Here is a 19,701-nt window from a genome sequence, read left to right on the forward strand (position 1 = left end):
ATCTTCGATGGGTAAAACATCAAATTCCAAAGGCTCAATTTACAACTGCTTCTCCTATTCAAAGAAGACAAGGGGGATTTCCCTATAATTTTGACTCAAAACCCATAGAGCCCGCTTATAGAGTAGCCACTTAACAAAAGTGAATCCTATCTCTTCGAAAAAACCTTATGAACGCCATAGATGACAAAGCCTAACGCAGTCCATAGTGCCATATCCTTGATCTCTTCCCATTGAGTGCTACTCAAAAGCCAAATCGTCGCTGCCATTCCCGCTATTGCCAATGGGATTCCAAACCTCAATTTATAATAATCAGCACCGGGTTGGCTTTTACGCAAGCGGATCAAAGCTCCACAAACCAACAAATAAATAAGCAGTCGGGCAATAACTGAAATAGCCAGAGAACCCATAAAATCCCAGACAATAGCCACGATGACAATCAAAAAAGAAAAGAATAAAACCGACACAGTTGGGGTGCGAAAACGAGGATGGACAAAGGAAAAAATCTCAGGAAACTGCTTGGATTCACTGAGTGCAAATGGCAATCTGGAACCGCTGAGGATCTGAACATTGAGCGTACCCAGAATCGAGACAATTGCCCCAATGGTAATAAAGAACCCACCTCCAAAACCTAGAATCCGCGTTGCGGCATCAGCTAAAGGTTTGTCCGAAGTAGCCAGATCAGGAAGCGTACCTATTGCCACCACTTGGATCAACACATAGAAAACAGCTATGATCAATGCTCCCGTCATTAGAGCAAAGGGAAGGTTTTTACGAGGGTTTTCTACCTCACCGGAAATCACCAGTCCTGCCTCAAAGCCCCCAAAAGCAAAAATCAGCAACAAAGCAGTATTGGCAAATTCAGGCAAGGGAGGAGGGACACTGAAATCAAAAGCTTCAGAATTAAGGAAGAAAAGCCCAACTACAATAAAAAGTGTAAGAGGAACCAGTTTGGATATGGTCAGAAGATTTGTCGTGCGTGTGGAATCTTTAATTCCCAGCAGATTAATCCCTGTCAGAACTCCGGTAATGCCCACAATCATCACAATTCTCATCCATTCCTCCTGAAAAACAGGAGAGAAGAAGGACATGTAAATTACCAGTAAGTTAACCAATGTAGCATAGCTAAAAAGCCGGGTCAGCATCAGCACCCAGCCTACGGCAAAAGCGGGGACATTACCAAAAGCTTCCTTGATGTAAAGATATGGACCACCCGTCCTGTCAAATCTCGAACTCACCTCCATAAACACCAAAATCAGCACCAGCATCACCGCTGCACACACACCAAAAGCCAGCAAAGAATAGGCTCCGGATAGAGCGAAGGCTTTTGCTGGAAGCCCAAAAATCCCAGCTCCAATGACAGAATTGATAATCAGAAAAACCAGATCCCACCGACGTATTCCTCGCTTTAACATAGTGTTGATTGGGGTGAATAAAAGCTTAAAGTAGGCAGAATATTTTCGCCAAAATATGCAAACTCCATTTTACATTCTAAAATTTGATAATTGGTAAAACCTTGCTAAATCAGTAAAAATTTGATTTTCAATCTGCTTCCCGTCAGTTATTATACTAAATCAAAAATCCCTCAGTTCAAAAAAATGATCAACATAACATATAGAAAGCATTGGTTTTCTGACAAATCTTCCTGAATTTAATAGGATAATCAATACCCAAAAAATCATGAAGACTACTTTATTTTTCTTCTTAGCGATGTTTTTCATCCTCTCTACGAATGCACAAAACCCGGAAGGATCCTGGAAACTAACCCATAAGGATGGTAAGGAGGTAAAAGATATGGAATACATTAAAATCTATCAGGATGATTATTTCGCATTTGGTGCAAAACAGGTAGATGACAATCATTTTGTAGGTGCGGGTGGTGGTCCCTACTCTTACAAGGATGGAAAATATACTGAAACACTAGACTTCTTCACACTTGATCCACTTCAGGTAGGTAAAACGCATAAATATGAGCTTGATTGGGCAAATGAAAAAATGGTCATCTCTTCAGAAATCAATGGAAAAACGCTGGTAGAAATCTGGGAAAAAGTAGCCGACACAAAAGATGATCTAACCGGAAACTGGGTTATCACAGGAAGAAAAAGAGGTGAAGAAATCTCGCGATCCACTCCAGGAGCCCGTCGAACTGTCAAAATCCTCAGCGGGGGAAGATTCCAGTGGATAGCGTTTAACTCCGAAACAAAGGAATTCTCTGGGACGGGAGGAGGAACTTACACTGCAAAAGGAGGGAAATACATAGAGAACATTACCTTCTTCTCCCGTGACGATAGCCGTGTAGGAGCCAGTCTGGATTTCAATTATGAGGTAATTGATGGGGAGTGGCATCATAGTGGCCTGAGTTCCAAGGGAGATCCAATATATGAGATCTGGACACCTTATGCGATTGGGTATAAAAAGTGATTTTGTCAACTTCTTTTAAATTGCTAAATCTCCTAAAGTTCAATACAGAATTTTTAATGGCTAATTCAATTGCTGAAAAATCACCGTATCTAGCAGATGTAATTCGCTTTTTCATGTGTTTATTTTTGATTTTTATAGGTCACATGGAATCTCGCATAGTAGATAATCATCTCTCTGTGTGTCGCCTGCGACATGCTTGATTTCATAAAACCAGAGTTATACCTACCTGCAAAAAAATCTTCGTTCAAGGACTTCCTACTCCTTGGGTTTGCAAATTTCATACTTATAGTTCCTGTATTGCTATTTGTTGACTTCTTTACAGGTGATAGATTTGACTCGATGGTTTTTGATGATCTTGAAGATAAGCCTTATCTACTGCTATTTGCGGTAGCTATCCTTGCTCCAATCTTAGAAGAAGTGCTTTTCAGATATCATCAAAACAGAAAATATTTCTCAATAATATTTACGTTAATAGTAGCTGCTTTGGTGTCTATAAAGGTTCACTCTTTTATACTATACGTTACCTACTTGTTTGCCTTGTTAGGCTTTAAAATCTCTAAGAAAGCCATTCCAATTCCCCTAATGGTATATTTTACCTCTGGGTTTTTTGCCCTGGCCCACCTTACCAATTATATAGGAGTAGATTGGTGGATCGATTTCTATTGGACTCCACTATTGGTCTTTTCGCAATTCATAGGGGAATAGTCCTAAGTTTTATTTATTCGATTTCATGAAGGACTATTTAAAGCAATGTTATTTCACGCAATGTGGAATGGCTTTTTTTCTCTAGTTCTATTCTTGCCTGATTAAATAAAAAAAAGGAGCCTTTTAAGCTCCCTTTTATTTTCTTATGCTTCTACAGCATATAATTCTTTCAATTTGCCAACGGTGTAATCCACTTCCTCAATGGTATTAAAACGGCTGAAGGAAAACCTCACCGCATCCCTTTCCGGAGTATGGTTGATCGCCCTCAACACATGTGAACCCACCGTTGCTCCCGAGCTGCAAGCCGATCCTCCTGAAGCAGAGATACCTTCCAGATCAAGATTAAACAGCAACATCCCGCTATTCGCCTCCGATGGAGGCAAACTCACACTCAAAACAGTATATAGACTGTTATCCATATCCGCCGAAAGTCCATTAAAACCAACTCCAGGGATTTCTTGGGTAAGGCTTTGGATGAAGTGCTTTTTGATGGCTTCTACATGTGCCTGATGCCCTGCCATATCCTCATAGGCGATTTCCAAAGCTTTGGCAATGCCGATGATTCCAATCACATTTTCGGTTCCACCACGCATATTTCTCTCCTGGGCTCCTCCGTGGATCAAAGGATGGATTTTTTTATCTTTTTTCACATATAGAAATCCAGAACCCTTAGGGCCGTGGAATTTATGTCCACCAGCCACTACAGCATCAACCGGAAGCGATTTAAGATCATGTACATAATGCCCCATGGTCTGCACCGTATCCGAGTGGAAAAATGCACCGTATTCTTTAGTAAGTGAACCGATGCGGGTTAAATCGTTTAGATTACCAATCTCATTATTTGCATGCATCAGGGAAACCATGCTGTTGGGATTGTTTTTTAACAATCCTTCGAGCTGGATCAGGTCCAGTACACCTTTTTCATCCACATCCAACATACTCAGCTTGATGAGGCCTTTTTTCTCACACATCTCCAGTGTGTGGAGAACGGCATGGTGTTCTAGAGGAGAAGTGATCGCATAGGTAATCCCATGGCTCTCTATGCCGCATACTATGGCTGTATTATCTGCTTCAGTACCACCTGAAGTAAAGAATATTTCTGAGGGAGTTGCATTTAATAACTCGGCAACTTTCTTACGGGATCGCTCTATAGCAGTTCTCACTTCCCGACCAAAACTATGGACTGAGGAAGGATTGCCATAATGATTCCTCATAAAAGGGATCATCGCATCAATCACCCGATCATCCATCGCAGTGGTGGCGGCATTATCTAAATAAACTTTCATTGTACTCTCATTGGGTTATATATTCTGGACAGCTCGGGGTCAGATCATTGAGGTATTGACCACCTCCTTGATGTCTGCGATCAGTTTTTTAGCCAAATGCTCAGCTGTTGCCTCTGATTCAGATTCGGAATAAATCCGGATGATAGGTTCCGTGTTAGACTTTCTTAAATGCACCCATTCCTTTTCAAACTCGATTTTGACTCCGTCAATATCGTTTATAGGATGGTTTTTGTATTTACTCTTAATTTCATCCAAAATACGGTCAACATCAATCTCAGGGGTGAGTTCGATCTTGTTCTTGGAAATATGATAATTGGGGTAAGAGGCTCTAAGTCTCGAAATGGACTTCCCGAAATTAGCCAAATGTGTCAAAAACAATCCAATCCCAACCAAGGCATCACGTCCATAATGAGATGCGGGATAAATAACGCCTCCGTTTCCTTCACCGCCGATCACTGCATCCACAGCTTTCATCTGATTCACTACATTCACTTCTCCCACCGCCGAAGCATGGTAAGAACCACCTCTTTTCTCCGTCACGTCTCTGAGGGCACGCGTAGAACTAAGGTTAGAGACGGTATTACCAGGAGTTTTGGAAAGCACATAATCCGCCACTGCCACCAAAGTATATTCCTCTCCAAATGCTGAACCGTCCTCATTGACAAACGCCAAACGATCCACATCAGGATCCACTACTATGCCTAGATCAAAACTTCCCCGCTCCAGTTTACTGGAGATGTCCCTTAGATTCTCAGGAAGTGGCTCAGGGTTATGTGGAAAATGGCCGTCAGGTGTACAGAACATCTCCTCTATCTCTGTCACACCCAGAGCTCTTAGAAGTTTAGGAACAGCGATACCTCCGGTAGAATTCACCGCATCTACCACAACTTTGAAATTTCTCGCTTTGATCGCTTCCACATCCACCAGTTCCAGATCCAGCACATGCTGTATATGCCTATCAATGTAATCGTCAACTTGGGTATATGAACCGAGCTTTTTTACCTCTGCAAAGATAAAATCTTCTTTTTCTGCCTTCTCCAGGATACTTTTTCCTTCCAGATCAGAAATAAATTCCCCCCTGGAATTCAACAGTTTAAGCGCATTCCACTGAATCGGGTTATGGCTTGCGGTCAGAATGATCCCCCCTCCTGCATTTTCCAAAGGAACAGCAAATTCCACGGTAGGCGTAGTGCTTAATCCAAGGTCGATAACATGGATACCCAGCCCCTGTAACGTGGCTGAAACGAGGCCCGAAACCATTTTTCCGGAAATCCGGGCATCTCTTCCTATTACAATCTTGGGATTATTGGTGTTTTCGATGACCCAAGCGCCATATGCCGATGTGAATTTGACAATATCAATGGGGGTCAATCCATCACCGGATTTACCGCCGATAGTACCTCTGATGCCAGAGATAGATTTAATTAGAGACACTTAAGTAATAATTAGGTAAAAAACAGATAATTTTAGCTATAAATAAAGTTGGCTTACTTGAATTTTGCCAGCACTTTGTCAACTTCATTGTCAGGATTGCCGCAGCTGCTGTTGGCATCTACGGTTTTTCCACAATACCCGCAGGTAGTGCCTTCTTTATTTAGGAAAGGACTCTGCGATGCACAGGTTCCTTTGAATTCTCCGTTTTTGAGGAACAGAAGCCTTATTGACATCAAAATGAAGAATAAAGCAACAAAACCAAGTGTTAGAAATACGGTTGTCATAACGGATAAATTTGCGCAAATTTAAAGCTTTACTTCGAAAACGTCCACAATCCACGCATAGTTTCCTTGCCCATGACAAATTTGAGTACCAGAGCCGAGCAATTGGCAGCTTTTGACCGATTATTGACCATCATGGATGAACTCAGGGAGCAATGCCCTTGGGACAAAAAACAAACGACCGAAAGTCTCCGACATCTGACAATCGAAGAGACCTTTGAATTATCCGACGCCATATTGGAAGGTGATCCTGAAGAAGTCAAAAAAGAACTGGGAGATATTTTATTGCACATAGTTTTTTATGCAAGAATCGGCTCTGAGGAAGGCAATTTTGACATAAAGACGATGATAGATGGGCTATGTGAAAAGCTAATCCGCCGTCATCCACATATATATGGAGACACCCTGGCTGATGATGAAGAGGCTGTGAAGCAAAACTGGGAGAAAATAAAAATGACTGAAAAAGGCAACAAATCAGTGCTGGGAGGAGTCCCCAAATCCCTGCCGGCCCTGATCAAAGCTATGCGTATCCAGGAAAAGGCCAGAGGGGTGGGTTTCGATTGGGAAGAGAAAAACCAAGTTTGGGAAAAAGTGGAAGAGGAAATGCAGGAATTCAAAGATGAATTCAATGCCACGAATACTGCGGGAATAAATCTGGAGAAAGCCAGTGGAGAATTTGGAGACTTATTGTTTTCTTTGATCAACTATGCGAGGTTTATTGACATCAATCCAGAAGAAGCCTTGGAACGTACCAACAAGAAATTCATCAAACGCTTTCAATATCTGGAAAAGGCAGCAGAGAGTTCCGGCAAAAAACTGAGCGATATGAGCTTGGCAGAAATGGACATATATTGGAATGAGGCGAAGATGAAGTAAGCAGTCGCAGTAAAGGAAATTTAGTTTTCAAATAAAGAGGTTCCTCAAAAAATAGAAATTATGCCGAACAAAATCATATTCACCAAAGAAGCCCCAGCCCCCATCGGCCCCTACTCACAAGCAATATTAGCGGGAAACACCTTATATGTCTCGGGACAGATCGCATTGGATGCCGATACAGGTGAGCTGATCAACGAAAACATCACTGAAGAAACCCATGCTGTGATGAAAAACCTGGAAGCAGTCCTAAGAGCCGCTGATTTCACTTTCGCGGACATAGTCAAGTGTAGTATATTCATCAAGAACATGGACGAGTTTGGCACCATCAATGAGGCATATGGGCAATATTTCAAATCGAACCCTCCGGCACGGGAAACAGTAGAAGTAAGTAAGCTCCCCAAAAATGTAAATGTGGAAATCTCTTGTGTCGCCTTTAAATAAAGAATTTTGCACCTTTTGCCCTACGATAGCGAAACAATAGTCAGTTCTCTTACCAAAAAAGAGGTGCTTACCCAGCTGAATCGCGTGACCCGGGAAGTAAACTTCCTAGATCAGCGGACTTTGGCCAAAGACGAGGTGCTTTTCAATGGTTTTATAGGGCGTAAGGGCTTCAGAATCTCCAAAACCGTGGAAAGGGGGGACACCTTTTTGCCCCTGATTTTAGGACAAGTACAAGCGACTCCAAGAGGGTGTATCATATTTATCAATTACCGCTTATTCCCCGGTGCGGTATTTTTTCTGGCGTTTTGGACTATTGTACTACTGGCATTTACCATATTTTATTCCTTTGTCTTCACCAACTATGCCTACGCAGTTCTTTGCTTGGCATTGGGACTTTTCAATTATGGGATCGCGATGTACTTCTTCAATCGGCAGGTAAAAGTTTCACGAAACGTTTTTCATCAGCTTATCAATTTCCAGATGAAGGATTAAGGCTTTTAATCCTAGGGAAAAATGGCATTAGGAAGTAATTTAGTGCCGAGATTTTGATCCAACAATAACAAACATATGAGTATCCGCATAGAAAAAGACACCATGGGGCCTGTAGAGGTACCTGCTGACAAGTACTGGGGAGCGCAGACCCAGCGATCTATCAACAATTTTAAAATAGGTGGAGAAAAAAACCGAATGCCTATTGAGATTACCCGAGCTTTTGCCATTTTGAAGAAAGCTGCCGCTCAGACCAATGCGGAACTAGGGGTGCTGGATCAGGCAAAAGCTGATATTATCAGCACCGTGTGCGACGAAATTCTAGAGGGGAAGCATGATGATCAGTTCCCGCTGGTGGTATGGCAGACCGGATCAGGCACCCAATCAAATATGAACTCAAACGAGGTGATCGCCTACCGGGCACATGTACTGCTGGGAGGTTCTCTGGAGGATACCAAGAAGAAAATCCACCCAAATGACGATGTAAACAAATCCCAATCCTCCAACGACACCTACCCAACTGCCATGCACATCGCTGCCTATAAAATGGTGGTAGAGACTACTATCCCTGGAGTTGAGAAACTAAGGGATACACTTGCCAAGAAAGCAGAGGCGTTCAAAGACGTGGTGAAAATCGGACGTACCCACTTTATGGATGCGACTCCGCTTACCTTAGGGCAGGAATTCTCAGGCTATGTAGCCCAACTCAACTATGGTCTGAAAGCACTGAGAAATACACTTGCCCACCTTTCCGAACTGGCTCTTGGCGGAACCGCCGTCGGCACGGGATTAAACACACCAAAAGGCTATTCGGAGCTGGTGGCTAAAAAAATCGCTGAGTTTTCAGGTCAGCCTTTTGTCACAGCTGAGAATAAATTTGAGGCATTGGCGGCACATGATGCCATGGTAGAAACCCATGGAGCACTGAAGCAGCTGGCAGTATCTCTGATGAAAATAGCCAATGATGTAAGAATGCTTTCCTCTGGGCCTAGATCAGGAATCGGTGAGATATTGATTCCAGAAAACGAACCTGGTTCTTCCATTATGCCAGGCAAAGTAAATCCAACCCAAGTAGAAGCACTTACCATGGTGGCGGCCCAGGTGATGGGCAATGATGTAGCGATCACGGTAGGTGGGGCCACAGGTCACTTCGAACTAAACGTCTTCAAGCCGCTGATCGCGGCAAATTTTCTGCAGTCGGCTCGTTTGATCGGCGATGCATGCGTTTCTTTCAATGATAACTGTGCAGTGGGAATTGAACCAAATACACCAATGATCCAAAGACACTTGGAGAATTCATTGATGTTGGTAACAGCCCTCAACCCTCATATTGGCTATGAAAATGCGGCCGCAATTGCCAAAAAAGCGCATAAAGAAGGTACCAGCTTAAGAGAGGCGGCCATTGCTTTGAATCTACTTACATCAGAACAATTCACCGAATGGGTGAAGCCTGAAGAAATGACAGGAGGTTTGAAGTAAACCTCATCCTACAACTTAAAAAATGGTCCCAAAAACATATTTCGGGACCATTTTTTTACATCTATTTTTTTATATAGAGGTTACTATTCATTCATTTGGCGTAAGCGGATTTGACTTTCTAATCAACCCATCCGGCAATTCCCCTTCAGTACTGGCTACGATGGTACACACAGCGGCATCACCGGTGACGTTGACCACAGTACGGAACATGTCCAAGATTCGATCAGGAGCAATGATCAACGCAATCCCAGCCGCAGGCACACCGATTGATTCGAGCACAATTATCAGCATAATCAAACCTGCCCCAGGCACCCCGGCAGAACCTATGGATGCCAGAGTGGCAGTCAACACGATCATCAATTGCTGGGTCAAAGACAGCTCCATCCCCAATGCCTGAGCGATAAACACAGCTGCCACGCCCTGATAAAGACTAGTTCCGTCCATATTTATGGTAGCTCCTAATGGAAGTACAAAACTTGAGACCTCCTCTGAGACACCAAGTTCCTCCTCTACCTGCTTCATCGTCACAGGCAAAGTAGCTGAGCTGGAGCTGGTAGAAAATGCCAATAGTTGCGCAGGGCGGATAGCTTTGAAAAAATCCTTGTATTTCACCTTGGTGAATGCCATCAAAATAACTGGATATACCACCAAAATCATGGTGAACAAACCTCCCAACACCACTAAGCTATATTTCAATAAAGCCATCAACAACTGCACTGCCGAATCAGGGTTTTCACCTGCGATCTCCACTATCAAAGAGGCCATCAGTGCAAAAACCCCATAAGGGGCAATCATCATGATGTAATTCACGATTTGGATGATCACATCATTCATTCCATCAAAAAATGCTACAACAGGCCCGGCTTTTGACTTGGGTATCTGGAGAAGCGCTATTCCTACGAGTATGGCAAAGAACACAACTTGCAGCATAGCGGCATTATCTGTTGTGGCCTGGAAAACATTCTCAGGAACTATGTCCACCAAAGGCTGTAGCGGGCTTTGTTTTTGCAGTTCAGCAGCCTGTCCCACTCTAGACCCCGCATCACCTTCATATAAGGTCATCAGGTTTTCCCGGGTTTCTGGAGGGAGGCTTTTACCCGGTTTGAATATATTGACAAGCACCAAGCCAATAGTAATTGCCAGAACGGTCGTACACAGGTATGTCCCAATTGTTTTCCCGCCAATCCGGCTGAGTTTAGAGATGTCTCCCAAGTTAGAAACACCTACAATCAGTGAAGCCAGCACAAGAGGCACAGCGATCATTTTCAGGCCATTGATGAAAACCGTTCCAAATGGCTTGATATAATCAATAGTGAAAGAATTAGGAATGGAAGTCTTAATGACCATCAACCCGAAAATCAACCCCAGAACAAGTCCGATGATAATTTGGGTGTGTAAGGGTATCTTTTTAATCATATATATCTGGGTTAGAAGTCTTGCAGTTTACTGCTTTTTGCCAGCAAAATATAGTCTGCTATTACCAATGCTGCCATTGCTTCCACAATAGGTACAGCTCTAGGAACCACACATGGGTCATGGCGCCCTTTTCCAGAAACTACCACGGTCTCACCAGCCTCGTTTATCGACTCCTGATCGGTCATTATGGTAGCCACCGGCTTGAAAGCTACACTGAAATAGATATCCTCGCCATTGGAAATGCCCCCCTGAATACCTCCAGAGTAATTCGTTATTGTACGGATTCTATCCCCATCTTGCACGAATACATCATTGTGCTCTGAGCCTCTCATTTTCACCCCTTCAAAACCACTTCCATACTGGAAGCCTTTTACGGCATTGATGCTCAGCATAGCCTTCCCAAGCTCGGCATGAAGCCTGTCAAACACCGGTTCTCCTATTCCTACAGGTGTATTTTTGATCACACAGGTAACTACCCCTCCGATGGTGTCCCTATCTTTTCTTACCGAATCGATCAAGGCTATCATTTCCTCAGCCACAGCAGGATCAGGACATCTCACAATGTTATCCTCAGCTTTGGCCAGATCCAGCTCTAAATAATCCTTCTCCAGCTTGAGCTTTCCAACTTGGGACACATAGGCTTGGATACTGATCCCTTTTGTTTCCAGCAGCTGCTTGGCAATAGCGCCGGCAACAACCCGAGCAGCTGTTTCCCTGGCAGAACTTCTTCCTCCACCACGGTAGTCTCTCAGTCCATACTTTTCGAAATAAGTAAAATCAGCATGGGAGGGACGGAACTTATCTGAAATATGAGAGTAGTCCTTACTTTTTTGATCTGAATTATTGATCACAATCCCTATTGGAGTGCCCGTGGTCACTCCCTCAAAAACGCCGGATTTGATTTCAAATTCATCTTCCTCCTTCCGCTGGGTGGTGATTTTAGACTGGCCGGGCTTTCTTCGCTGCATTTCCGCGATCAGCTTAGTCTCATCTATTTTCAGTCCTGCTGGGCATCCCTCGATGATTACCCCTAAAGCCAATCCGTGCGATTCACCGTAGGTGGTGATCTTGAATAGCTTCCCAAATGAATTGCCCATTATCTCTTTCTGATTATCAATAAAGCCAGCAATGCAACCGCCAAAAGCAGTAATACATTGATTGAGACCGTAAAATAGTATTTATATTTCTCGTTTAAAAACCTGTTGTCTTCGGTGGATATACGATCATAAATCCCTCCTAATCTTTGGCTGGAAATCGCCTGGTTCACTTTGCTGTCCCCTACTACTGAAATCTTAGCCTGCGGAACCAAGGTGTCATACACAGCACGGACAGGATCAAAATAAATCCACTCAAAGTTCCGTCCCAAGTCCACATCACCGGCTTCATTGATGGTGATATAGTAGTTGAATTCCTTTATCCCAGATACTCTTCCATATCCCCGGTTAATCTGCTGCCGCACATTTGGGTCATAGGTATTGAGGTTTGCCACAGGGAGTCTTTTGGGAGGGGAGATTGCATTGATATTCCCTACCCCGGAGATTCCTAGGCTGTAGTCAAAGCCCTGTCCTGTCTCAACTTCAATGGATTTAATATTTTCCCTAAGCTGAAATTCTCCTACACTGACTTCATTTTTCAAAGGATGGGGAGGGAGGGGTTTTACTTTAATACTTTTTGGGTTAGAATAGAAAGTTTTGAAGTCTTCTTGTCGATTCGCCCCAAAGAAAGTTGGGTTCTTGGCCACCTTATATTTTATCATTTCCCAAGGAACCCGTGGGATTTCGATTTCTCCCTCCGAAAACGGGAAAAAGGTGGCTTCATAGACTTTAAATTTAGTCCAGCGTTTACCGTTAATGGTAACCTGCTCTCGCTCAATATTGCTGATATTAAAGTTTTCTTCCCACACGTTGGAGGGCTTTATTTTCTTAAGGACATTATCCAACTGTCTGCCTGCCTCATGAAAGCTAAATTGTGCCTGATTTGACTCAGACATATAAAATGCCATGCTAACGTTAAACCCTTCACCCTGAAAAACCTCCTCTTTGTCCACAGATACAGAGAAAAACGCATCATCCTCCATCTCCACATACTCAGGTTCCTCTACCGCCGATCTTCCAAAAAAATCCGCAAAAGGATCTGAGGCAGCCCCTCCTGATCCAGATCTGCTTACAGCATCCCCCACCGTGATCTGCTTGCCTGGGGACGAGTAAGCTTGTCCATTGATAGACAACTCAAAAGATGGCAGAGTAAACACTCCCTTTCTACTGGGTCTGTAGTATTGTATAATGCTATTGGAACTACTCATCTGTCCATTGATGAGGTTCATCGAGGAAGATTGGGATATCCCCTGTTTCTGAAAACTAGGAATATCAGGAAACTGATCGTAGGACTTGATTTTTTCGTTACTGATGGTTACCTTGATTGTGAATGTTTCATTCAAACCGATCTCTGCGGACCCCAGCTCAATCTGAACGTCCTGCGCTATAGCCATCCCAGAAAATGCCATGAGGCTATATACGAAAATGAATTGGGCAAGCGTTTTAATCATGGTTGCGAAAATAGGGAATATACTCTTTCATTTCTAAAATAACGCAACATATGCAGAAATGCCTGCGTATTGGAACTTAAAATCAGTTAAAACCCTAAACTCTTTAGACTATGACCGAATATGTGAAAACTATCTTACAAAAGGTTAGCTTTTCAAAGTATTTATTTGAGCGTGAGCTGAGAAAAGGCTTAAGGATAATCTCCCATACGGAGATTCAGGAATTCAAAGAATGGTGTTATCTGATGTTTGGAAATATTCACCAGGTAATTCTCAACAGGTATTTCAAACCTGCATATTAAGTAAAAGCCCCGAACAACTATGGAACGGGGCTTTTTTCATCTATGGCAGCACGAACTTTTGTTTAATCCTTGTTAATCTTTTGTGGCAAAATCCGGATATGCGCGCATGCTGTGCTCATTGATATCCAAGCCTTCAGTTTCCTCCGCTTCATCTACCCGAATACCGATGGTTTTTTTCATCACAAAGAAGATCACTCCGGCAAATATGACACAGAACACACCTACTGCGACTACTCCTATCAGCTGGGAAAAGAATTGGCCCATACCAGCTAGGTCTCCGAAAATCCCCACGGCCAAAGTCCCCCAAATACCACCGACTAGGTGAACCGAAATAGCTCCTACCGGATCATCAACTTTTATCTTGTCAAAGAACACTACCGCAAGTACGATCAAGCCTCCGCCTATCAACCCGATGATAACGGAAGAAGTCACCCCCATGAGATCCGCGCCGGCAGTAATCCCTACCAAGCCAGCCAAAATCCCATTCAATACCATTGTGATATCATAGGTCTTGAACATCAGGTAAGAGACAGCAAGCGCCCCGATAGCTCCGGCAGCAGCAGCCATACAAGTGGTCACAAAAACTTTAGACACAGCGCCAGGGTCGGCACTAAGAACAGATCCCCCGTTGAAGCCAAACCACCCGAACCACAAAAGAAACACACCTAAGGTGGCCAATGGAATATTATGTCCAGGAATCGCAGTCATTCCCCGAGAAGTATATTTACCAAGTCTTGGCCCTAATAATGCGGCACCGACCAAGGCTCCCCACCCTCCAACAGAGTGTACTATCGTAGAACCCGCAAAGTCATAAAAGGGGGTTTCCAGTGTGCTGAGAAATCCTCCGCCCCATTGCCACATACCCACGATTGGATAACAAATTCCTACATATAATACTGAGAAAAAGATAAATGGGCCAAGCTTCACACGTTCTGCCACAGCTCCCGACACGATAGTAGCTGCAGTAGCCGCGAACATCGCCTGGAAGATAAAGTCCGTAAAGAAAGTGTATCCTTCATTGTAATTGCTGGTATCCCAGCCATCTGGCAGTGTGAGGCCAAAACCCGCAAACCCAAAGAAAGAACCCGCAAATTCGTCCCCCGGATACATCAGATTGAACCCGACGAAAGCATAGGTCAATAGCCCAATGGCAGGTATAATTGTGTTCTTAAATAGAATATTAACGGTATTTTTTGAACGGGTAAGGCCAGCTTCCAAACTGGCAAAGCCCAAATGCATAATGAAAACCATCGTTGTGGCGATCATCATCCATAAATTATTGACGGTAAATAAGTCTTGCATGTGATAAAATAGGTTCTGTGAATGAGTGAATAAATTAAAGCGCCTGTTCCCCAGTGTCCGTGTTTCTGATACGGTAAGCCTCCAGCACATCATAGACGAAGATTTTCCCATCTCCTATCTGGCCGGTGTTTCCTTCCTTCAGAATACAGTTGATTACTGGCTCGACCAACTCCTCCACTGTGACTATTTCAATTTTGGTCCTGGGAATGTAAGCTGGCTCATAGGATACACCACGGTACATCTCCTGCCGCGCATGCTCCAACCCCATTCCCTTTACCTCATAAAAGGTGAGGAACTTAACACCCAGTCCAGCCACACAGGTGTGGATCTGGTCAAAGCGTGAAGTCCTGATAATTGCTTCAATTTTTTTCATTTTTTCAATGGGTTTAATGGTTTTTTGAGATTATGGCATAAAACTAATCAGAAAATTAAAATTACCATCTGTAAAGTATAAATTTTACCCATATCACTCAATATTCTTGATATTTGATCAGTCTATAGGTGGTTTTTAATCATACTTGCCAACAATGCAATCTATATTTTGACATAATTGCTTTAAAAACAAACCTTACCTTATTTTTTATTCAAGAACGAAGACTTGCCTCCCTGCCATAAAAACTTAATTTTGCCTTAGTTTTAGTAAACCTACGCACATGCACAACAAACCCACTTTATTAGTACTTGCTGCCGGAATGGGTAGCAGATATGGAGGGAATAAACAAATAGACGGTTTTGGCCCTAAGGGCGAGACGATTCTTGAATATTCCATTTTTGACGCGATCAGGGCCGGATTTGGCAAAGTCGTTTTCATAGTCCGGGAAGAAATTTTCGAGGTCGCCAAAGAAAAATTTTTGCCTAAATTGGAAGGGAAAATAGAAGTGGATTTCGTAATCCAGTCTCTGGACAGCTTTGTCCCGAATGAATTGAAGCAAGCTGAGCGTAAAAAGCCTTTTGGAACTGCGCATGCCGTCCTATGTGCAAAAGATGTGATCAATGAGCCCTTTGCTGTCATAAACGCAGATGATTTCTATGGGAGGGAAGCTTTCTCCGCAATCGGAAAATTCCTGAGCACTGAAGTAAAGCCGGATCTACATGCGATGGTGGGCTATGCCATCCAAAATGTACTTTCAGAGCATGGAACAGTAAGTCGCGGTGTGTGTGATATGAATGAAAAAGGCCATCTGATAGGTATGGTAGAGCGTACTTCAATATCCCGAGAGGGAGGTAAAATAGTCAGTAAAGGTGAAGATGAAATCCTAGAAATCGCTGAAAACACTCCGGTGAGCATGAATTTTTGGGGCTTCCATCAAAATGTATTCGCTGACATCGAAAAAATGTGGAACAAGTTTCTTCCAGAAAATCTGGAAAACCTCAAATCAGAATTCTACATCCCTACTGTTGCCAATAATCTTATCAAAGCCAAGGAAGCTGCTTTTGATATTTTAGAAGGTGGTAAAATTTGGTTTGGTGTCACTTATACAGAAGACAAACCTATAGTGATCGACTCACTACAAAAACTACATGATGCTGGTGAATATCCAGCAGATCTGTGGAAATAACTTTAGTAAATAGGTCATAAAAACGCAAGCTCATCGGCAGACTTTCTCAGTCTTCCGATGAGCTTGCCACAGAGCATGGGTGGGATTCTTGCAATTTGGCTCCCCCTGTGTCACCTTGCTTCGAAGACTGCTTCCTTTTTGTATAAAGCTTGTACCTCAGAAACATCAAAAAGGGTACAGTGGGCAACATACTTTTACACTCCTAGCTAAGATTACCCAAAGCTTGAAATCTAGAGAATTTACACCATTGGCGGAATTTACCCCGCCTCTGCTATAATCATGATTCTTAATGCATGTGAATTTATTTATCCCTTTTTGAGCGGTGGGCCTGTAACAATTAGTCTTTTTTATCCTATCTTATCTCACCTATGATCGATTCTTTTATCAACTACTTGGAGTTCGAAAAAAAGGCCAGTCCACATACTGTAGCGGCATATCGCCGGGACTTAACCCAATTAGAGGAGTTTTTGGCAGTTTCTTTTGAAATAGATGATATTTCGATCGCTCTCCACCCGGAGCTTCGGGCATGGGTGATCGACTTGGTGGACAGGGGCTTAGGTACTACTACAGTCAACCGGAAAATCGCCACATTAAGGTCATATTACAAGTTTTTGCTCCGATCACGGATCATTTCCTCAGACCCCACGTATAAGTTAAAGGGTCTTAAAAACCCAAAAAAACTACCCGAGTTTATACAGGAAGAAGCGATTCTTGCCGTTCTAGAAGAGAGCGTTTACAAACCGGATTTCGAAGGTCAACGGGACAGGATGGTGATGGAGTTCCTATACCTCACCGGTGTACGGCTTTCCGAATTGATCGGACTGAAATGGTCAGACATCAACCTGATCGAGGATTCGGTAAAAGTGCTCGGGAAAAGGAAGAAAGAGAGAATAATCCCTATTACAAAAGGGCTAAAACAGAATATTTTGTTGTATAAAAAAGTATTTGAAGAAAGATTTTCTAAAGTTGACCAAAGTGAGTATTTTATTGTCAGCAATCAACATAAGCAAAGTTACCCCATGATGGTATTTCGCATCGTAAGGCATTACCTAGATCTTTTTGCGCAGACCAGTAAGCGCAGTCCTCATGTGCTGAGACATACATTTGCCACACATCTTCTAAACAAAGGCGCAGATTTAAACGCAGTAAAAGACTTGCTTGGTCACGCAAGCTTGGCCGCTACCCAAGTGTACACGCACAATTCCATGGAAAAACTGAAGGCGGTGTTCGAACAGGCACATCCTAAAGCATAAATTAAATAATTTGTTCACCACTAAATGCAAATCAATATGAAACTGCAGATGCACTCCATCCATTTTGACGCCGATCGTAAACTGATCGACTTTATACAGAAAAAGGCTGACAAACTGGACACTTACTATGACCAAATCATAGACGGAGAAGTTTTTTTAAGGCTCGACAAAAATGACAACAACGCCAATAAAATCGTAGAAATCAAAATGAATGTGCCCGGCAAACAGTTCTTTGCCAAGAACCAATCCGACTCATTCGAAGCCGCATCCGATGATGCCATCGAAGGGTTGAGAAGGCAGATCAAAAAATATAAAGAAAAAGTTGTGCTGGCTAAACAGTAACCGATTAGGATCGTAATTTTGTTGCACCTCTCAAAAGCTGGGAGGTGCTTTTTTTATATACAGTCCTATATGCGGAAGTCATCAAATTATCCCCTGTACTTTTGGCTTGTCACCATAGCACTGGTGCTGGCCAAAGTCATGTTCACACTGAGACCTGAAATAGACCTTTTTACTGAAGAGGCGCAGTACTGGTTATGGTCTCAGAATATGGCTTGGCATTACTATTCAAAACCTCCCCTAGTGGCCGTAATGAATTACCTGAGCACGGCCATTTTAGGAAACACTGAGTTGGGAGTGCGTCTCAATGCGATAGTTTGTGGCGTGGGGATATCTTGGGTGGCTTTCCTATTTGGAAGACACCTTTACTCACCGAAAGTCGGATTTTGGTCAGCTATGATCCTGCAGGCTATGCCTATGTGGTGGCTTGCCTCCACATTTCACATGACTGACAGCTCTCTTTCATTTTTTTGGATAGTGGCAGTCTATTTGGCTTTTCGCGGTATTCAGGAGCGTAGATTAAACTTCTGGATTGGTGCGGGGCTGGCCACGGCATTTGGCTTGATGGCCAAGATGGTGATGATCTTGATATTTCCCTTTCTGCTTATTTTTCTGGTGTATTCCAAAAAATGGAAGAACCAGGAACGCCATTTTCTGATCTATTTTTTAATCAGCCTTATAGGGTTCGCACCTATGCTAATCTGGAATTGGCAAAATGAGTTCGACACCTTTAAGCATTTGGCGGCTCTGGGCGGCGGGGGCAAAGAATCTTCTGTAATTGATTTTGGAAAAGCTCTAACCCAATTTCTTGAATACCTGGCGGGGCAACTTGCGATGGTATCGGTGTTTTTGCTGCCTCTCTTTGTCGGCTTCTTGTTTCGCTCCAGATTCAGTAGCAACGAAAAATCCATGTACCTGCTTCTTGCTCCGGTGATGTCTTGGGCGGGATTTGCATTTTTGAGCTTCTTCACCTCCATAGAAGTGAATTGGCCGGTTTTCGCTTACAGTACGCTGGCCATCCCTTTAGCAGCCTGGATTTGCTCTCAAAGTCTGGCCTGGAAAAAAATGAAAAACTGGGGAATTGGATTAAGCATTGGTTTCCCCTTACTTTTTATACTTCCGGACTTCACTTATCTCAAAAGTATAAAACCCATCACGAAAGCGGAAAAATCAGCTTTTAGACGAATGGCAGGATATGACCCCTTGGCGAAGAGACTTTATTCACTACAGGATAGCCTTGGCATAAAGGATGCGTTCATATTTTCGGAGACCTACCATATGGCTTCCGAACTTTCCTTTTACCTTCCTGAGCACCCCCAAACGTATATGCTGAATATGGGAGCCAGAAAAAGCCAATTTGATCTTTGGCCGGGATTGGAGCAGTTTGTAGGTCAGGACAAAGTAGGCATCTTTGTCAGCTGGAACTTTGGTTCACCCGGTGAGTTTGCTCGTTTCCAAGAGCTGATTTATGAGGAGGAAATGCCGGTTACTTTCAGAGGTGAACCGTTAAGAACTGCTAAAATCCAGGTCTGGAGAAAATTAGAGCACTTTAATCCCTATCTGCCTGACAGGTATTGAT

20 protein-coding genes are annotated in these 19,701 nt (G+C 43.2%); 11 read left to right on the forward strand and 9 right to left on the reverse strand.

Translation table 11 applies throughout. The features are described from left to right. Positions 1–146 precede the first annotated feature (146 nt). The gene (locus LZF95_RS10480; RefSeq protein WP_233754941.1) at positions 147–1,412 is read right to left on the reverse strand and encodes an APC family permease; all 1,266 of its coding nucleotides are present in this window, start codon (positions 1,410–1,412) and stop codon (positions 147–149) included. A gap of 265 nt (positions 1,413–1,677) precedes the next feature. Here LZF95_RS10480 and LZF95_RS10485 point away from each other — a divergent pair, with 265 nt between their 5' ends. After that, a complete protein-coding gene (locus LZF95_RS10485; protein WP_233754942.1) occupies positions 1,678–2,418 on the forward strand; it encodes a hypothetical protein in 741 nt (246 codons plus the stop codon). A 192-nt stretch (positions 2,419–2,610) separates the two neighbouring features. Beyond that, the gene (locus LZF95_RS10490) at positions 2,611–3,123 is read left to right on the forward strand and encodes a hypothetical protein (RefSeq protein ID WP_233754943.1); all 513 of its coding nucleotides are present in this window, start codon (positions 2,611–2,613) and stop codon (positions 3,121–3,123) included. A 143-nt stretch (positions 3,124–3,266) separates the two neighbouring features. Here LZF95_RS10490 and LZF95_RS10495 read toward each other — a convergent pair whose 3' ends face one another. From LZF95_RS10495 to LZF95_RS10505, 3 genes are read right to left on the reverse strand one after another with little or no spacing between them, the layout of a single operon-like run. Continuing rightward, positions 3,267–4,409 carry a cysteine desulfurase family protein gene (locus tag LZF95_RS10495; RefSeq protein ID WP_233754944.1) on the reverse strand — a complete coding sequence of 381 codons (1,143 nt, stop codon included), beginning with the start codon at positions 4,407–4,409 and terminating at the stop codon, positions 3,267–3,269. Between the two features lie 39 nt (positions 4,410–4,448). Beyond that, a complete protein-coding gene (gene glmM / locus LZF95_RS10500; protein WP_233754945.1) occupies positions 4,449–5,843 on the reverse strand; it encodes a phosphoglucosamine mutase in 1,395 nt (464 codons plus the stop codon). A 53-nt stretch (positions 5,844–5,896) separates the two neighbouring features. Further along, the gene (locus LZF95_RS10505) at positions 5,897–6,127 is read right to left on the reverse strand and encodes a hypothetical protein (RefSeq protein ID WP_233754946.1); all 231 of its coding nucleotides are present in this window, start codon (positions 6,125–6,127) and stop codon (positions 5,897–5,899) included. 72 nt (positions 6,128–6,199) lie between these two features. On the opposite strand from LZF95_RS10505, the gene mazG reads away from it, so the two are divergent. The 4 genes from mazG (at position 6,200) to fumC (ending at position 9,409) form a co-directional block, all read left to right on the forward strand. After that, the gene (mazG, locus tag LZF95_RS10510) at positions 6,200–7,000 is read left to right on the forward strand and encodes a nucleoside triphosphate pyrophosphohydrolase (RefSeq protein WP_233754947.1); all 801 of its coding nucleotides are present in this window, start codon (positions 6,200–6,202) and stop codon (positions 6,998–7,000) included. 60 nt (positions 7,001–7,060) lie between these two features. Beyond that, on the forward strand, positions 7,061–7,441 hold the full coding sequence (locus tag LZF95_RS10515) for a RidA family protein (RefSeq protein ID WP_233754948.1): 381 nt from the start codon (positions 7,061–7,063) through the stop codon (positions 7,439–7,441). Between the two features lie 15 nt (positions 7,442–7,456). Then, on the forward strand, positions 7,457–7,933 hold the full coding sequence (locus LZF95_RS10520; RefSeq protein ID WP_233754949.1) for a hypothetical protein: 477 nt from the start codon (positions 7,457–7,459) through the stop codon (positions 7,931–7,933). A gap of 75 nt (positions 7,934–8,008) precedes the next feature. Then, positions 8,009–9,409: a class II fumarate hydratase gene (gene fumC / locus LZF95_RS10525; RefSeq protein ID WP_233754950.1), complete on the forward strand. Its 1,401-nt coding sequence runs from the start codon at positions 8,009–8,011 to the stop codon at positions 9,407–9,409. Between the two features lie 87 nt (positions 9,410–9,496). On the opposite strand, the gene LZF95_RS10530 is transcribed toward fumC, so the two are convergent. From LZF95_RS10530 to LZF95_RS10540, 3 genes are read right to left on the reverse strand one after another with little or no spacing between them, the layout of a single operon-like run. Beyond that, positions 9,497–10,825, reverse strand: coding sequence for a dicarboxylate/amino acid:cation symporter (locus LZF95_RS10530; protein ID WP_233754951.1), 1,329 nt, complete (start codon positions 10,823–10,825; stop codon positions 9,497–9,499). A gap of 11 nt (positions 10,826–10,836) precedes the next feature. Beyond that, complete coding sequence (gene aroC, locus LZF95_RS10535) at positions 10,837–11,922, reverse strand: chorismate synthase (RefSeq protein ID WP_233754952.1); 1,086 nt, start codon at positions 11,920–11,922, stop codon at positions 10,837–10,839. Next, complete coding sequence (locus LZF95_RS10540; protein ID WP_233754953.1) at positions 11,922–13,370, reverse strand: BatD family protein; 1,449 nt, start codon at positions 13,368–13,370, stop codon at positions 11,922–11,924. The genes aroC and LZF95_RS10540 overlap by 1 nt, the downstream gene beginning before the upstream one ends. A 110-nt stretch (positions 13,371–13,480) precedes the next feature. Between LZF95_RS10540 and LZF95_RS10545 the strand changes: the two genes are divergently transcribed. Then, a complete protein-coding gene (locus LZF95_RS10545) occupies positions 13,481–13,669 on the forward strand; it encodes a hypothetical protein (RefSeq protein WP_233754954.1) in 189 nt (62 codons plus the stop codon). 72 nt (positions 13,670–13,741) lie between these two features. Here LZF95_RS10545 and LZF95_RS10550 read toward each other — a convergent pair whose 3' ends face one another. Continuing rightward, complete coding sequence (locus tag LZF95_RS10550; protein ID WP_233754955.1) at positions 13,742–14,971, reverse strand: ammonium transporter; 1,230 nt, start codon at positions 14,969–14,971, stop codon at positions 13,742–13,744. A gap of 34 nt (positions 14,972–15,005) precedes the next feature. Then, a complete protein-coding gene (locus tag LZF95_RS10555) occupies positions 15,006–15,344 on the reverse strand; it encodes a P-II family nitrogen regulator (protein WP_233754956.1) in 339 nt (112 codons plus the stop codon). A 280-nt stretch (positions 15,345–15,624) separates the two neighbouring features. Here LZF95_RS10555 and LZF95_RS10560 point away from each other — a divergent pair, with 280 nt between their 5' ends. The 4 genes from LZF95_RS10560 to LZF95_RS10575 all read left to right on the forward strand — a co-directional run bounded on the left by LZF95_RS10560 (position 15,625) and on the right by LZF95_RS10575 (position 19,700). Then, positions 15,625–16,530 carry a sugar phosphate nucleotidyltransferase gene (locus LZF95_RS10560; RefSeq protein ID WP_233754957.1) on the forward strand — a complete coding sequence of 302 codons (906 nt, stop codon included), beginning with the start codon at positions 15,625–15,627 and terminating at the stop codon, positions 16,528–16,530. Between the two features lie 368 nt (positions 16,531–16,898). After that, the gene (locus LZF95_RS10565) at positions 16,899–17,783 is read left to right on the forward strand and encodes a tyrosine-type recombinase/integrase (protein ID WP_233754958.1); all 885 of its coding nucleotides are present in this window, start codon (positions 16,899–16,901) and stop codon (positions 17,781–17,783) included. A 36-nt stretch (positions 17,784–17,819) separates the two neighbouring features. Continuing rightward, positions 17,820–18,125 carry a ribosome-associated translation inhibitor RaiA gene (raiA, locus tag LZF95_RS10570; protein WP_233754959.1) on the forward strand — a complete coding sequence of 102 codons (306 nt, stop codon included), beginning with the start codon at positions 17,820–17,822 and terminating at the stop codon, positions 18,123–18,125. A 69-nt stretch (positions 18,126–18,194) separates the two neighbouring features. Beyond that, positions 18,195–19,700, forward strand: coding sequence for a glycosyltransferase family 39 protein (locus tag LZF95_RS10575; RefSeq protein ID WP_233754960.1), 1,506 nt, complete (start codon positions 18,195–18,197; stop codon positions 19,698–19,700). The last annotated feature ends 1 nt before the right edge of the window (position 19,701 follow it).

The sequence above is a fragment of the Algoriphagus sp. AGSA1 genome (assembly GCF_021390545.1).
In the GTDB taxonomy this organism is placed as follows: Bacteria; Bacteroidota; Bacteroidia; order Cytophagales; family Cyclobacteriaceae; genus Algoriphagus.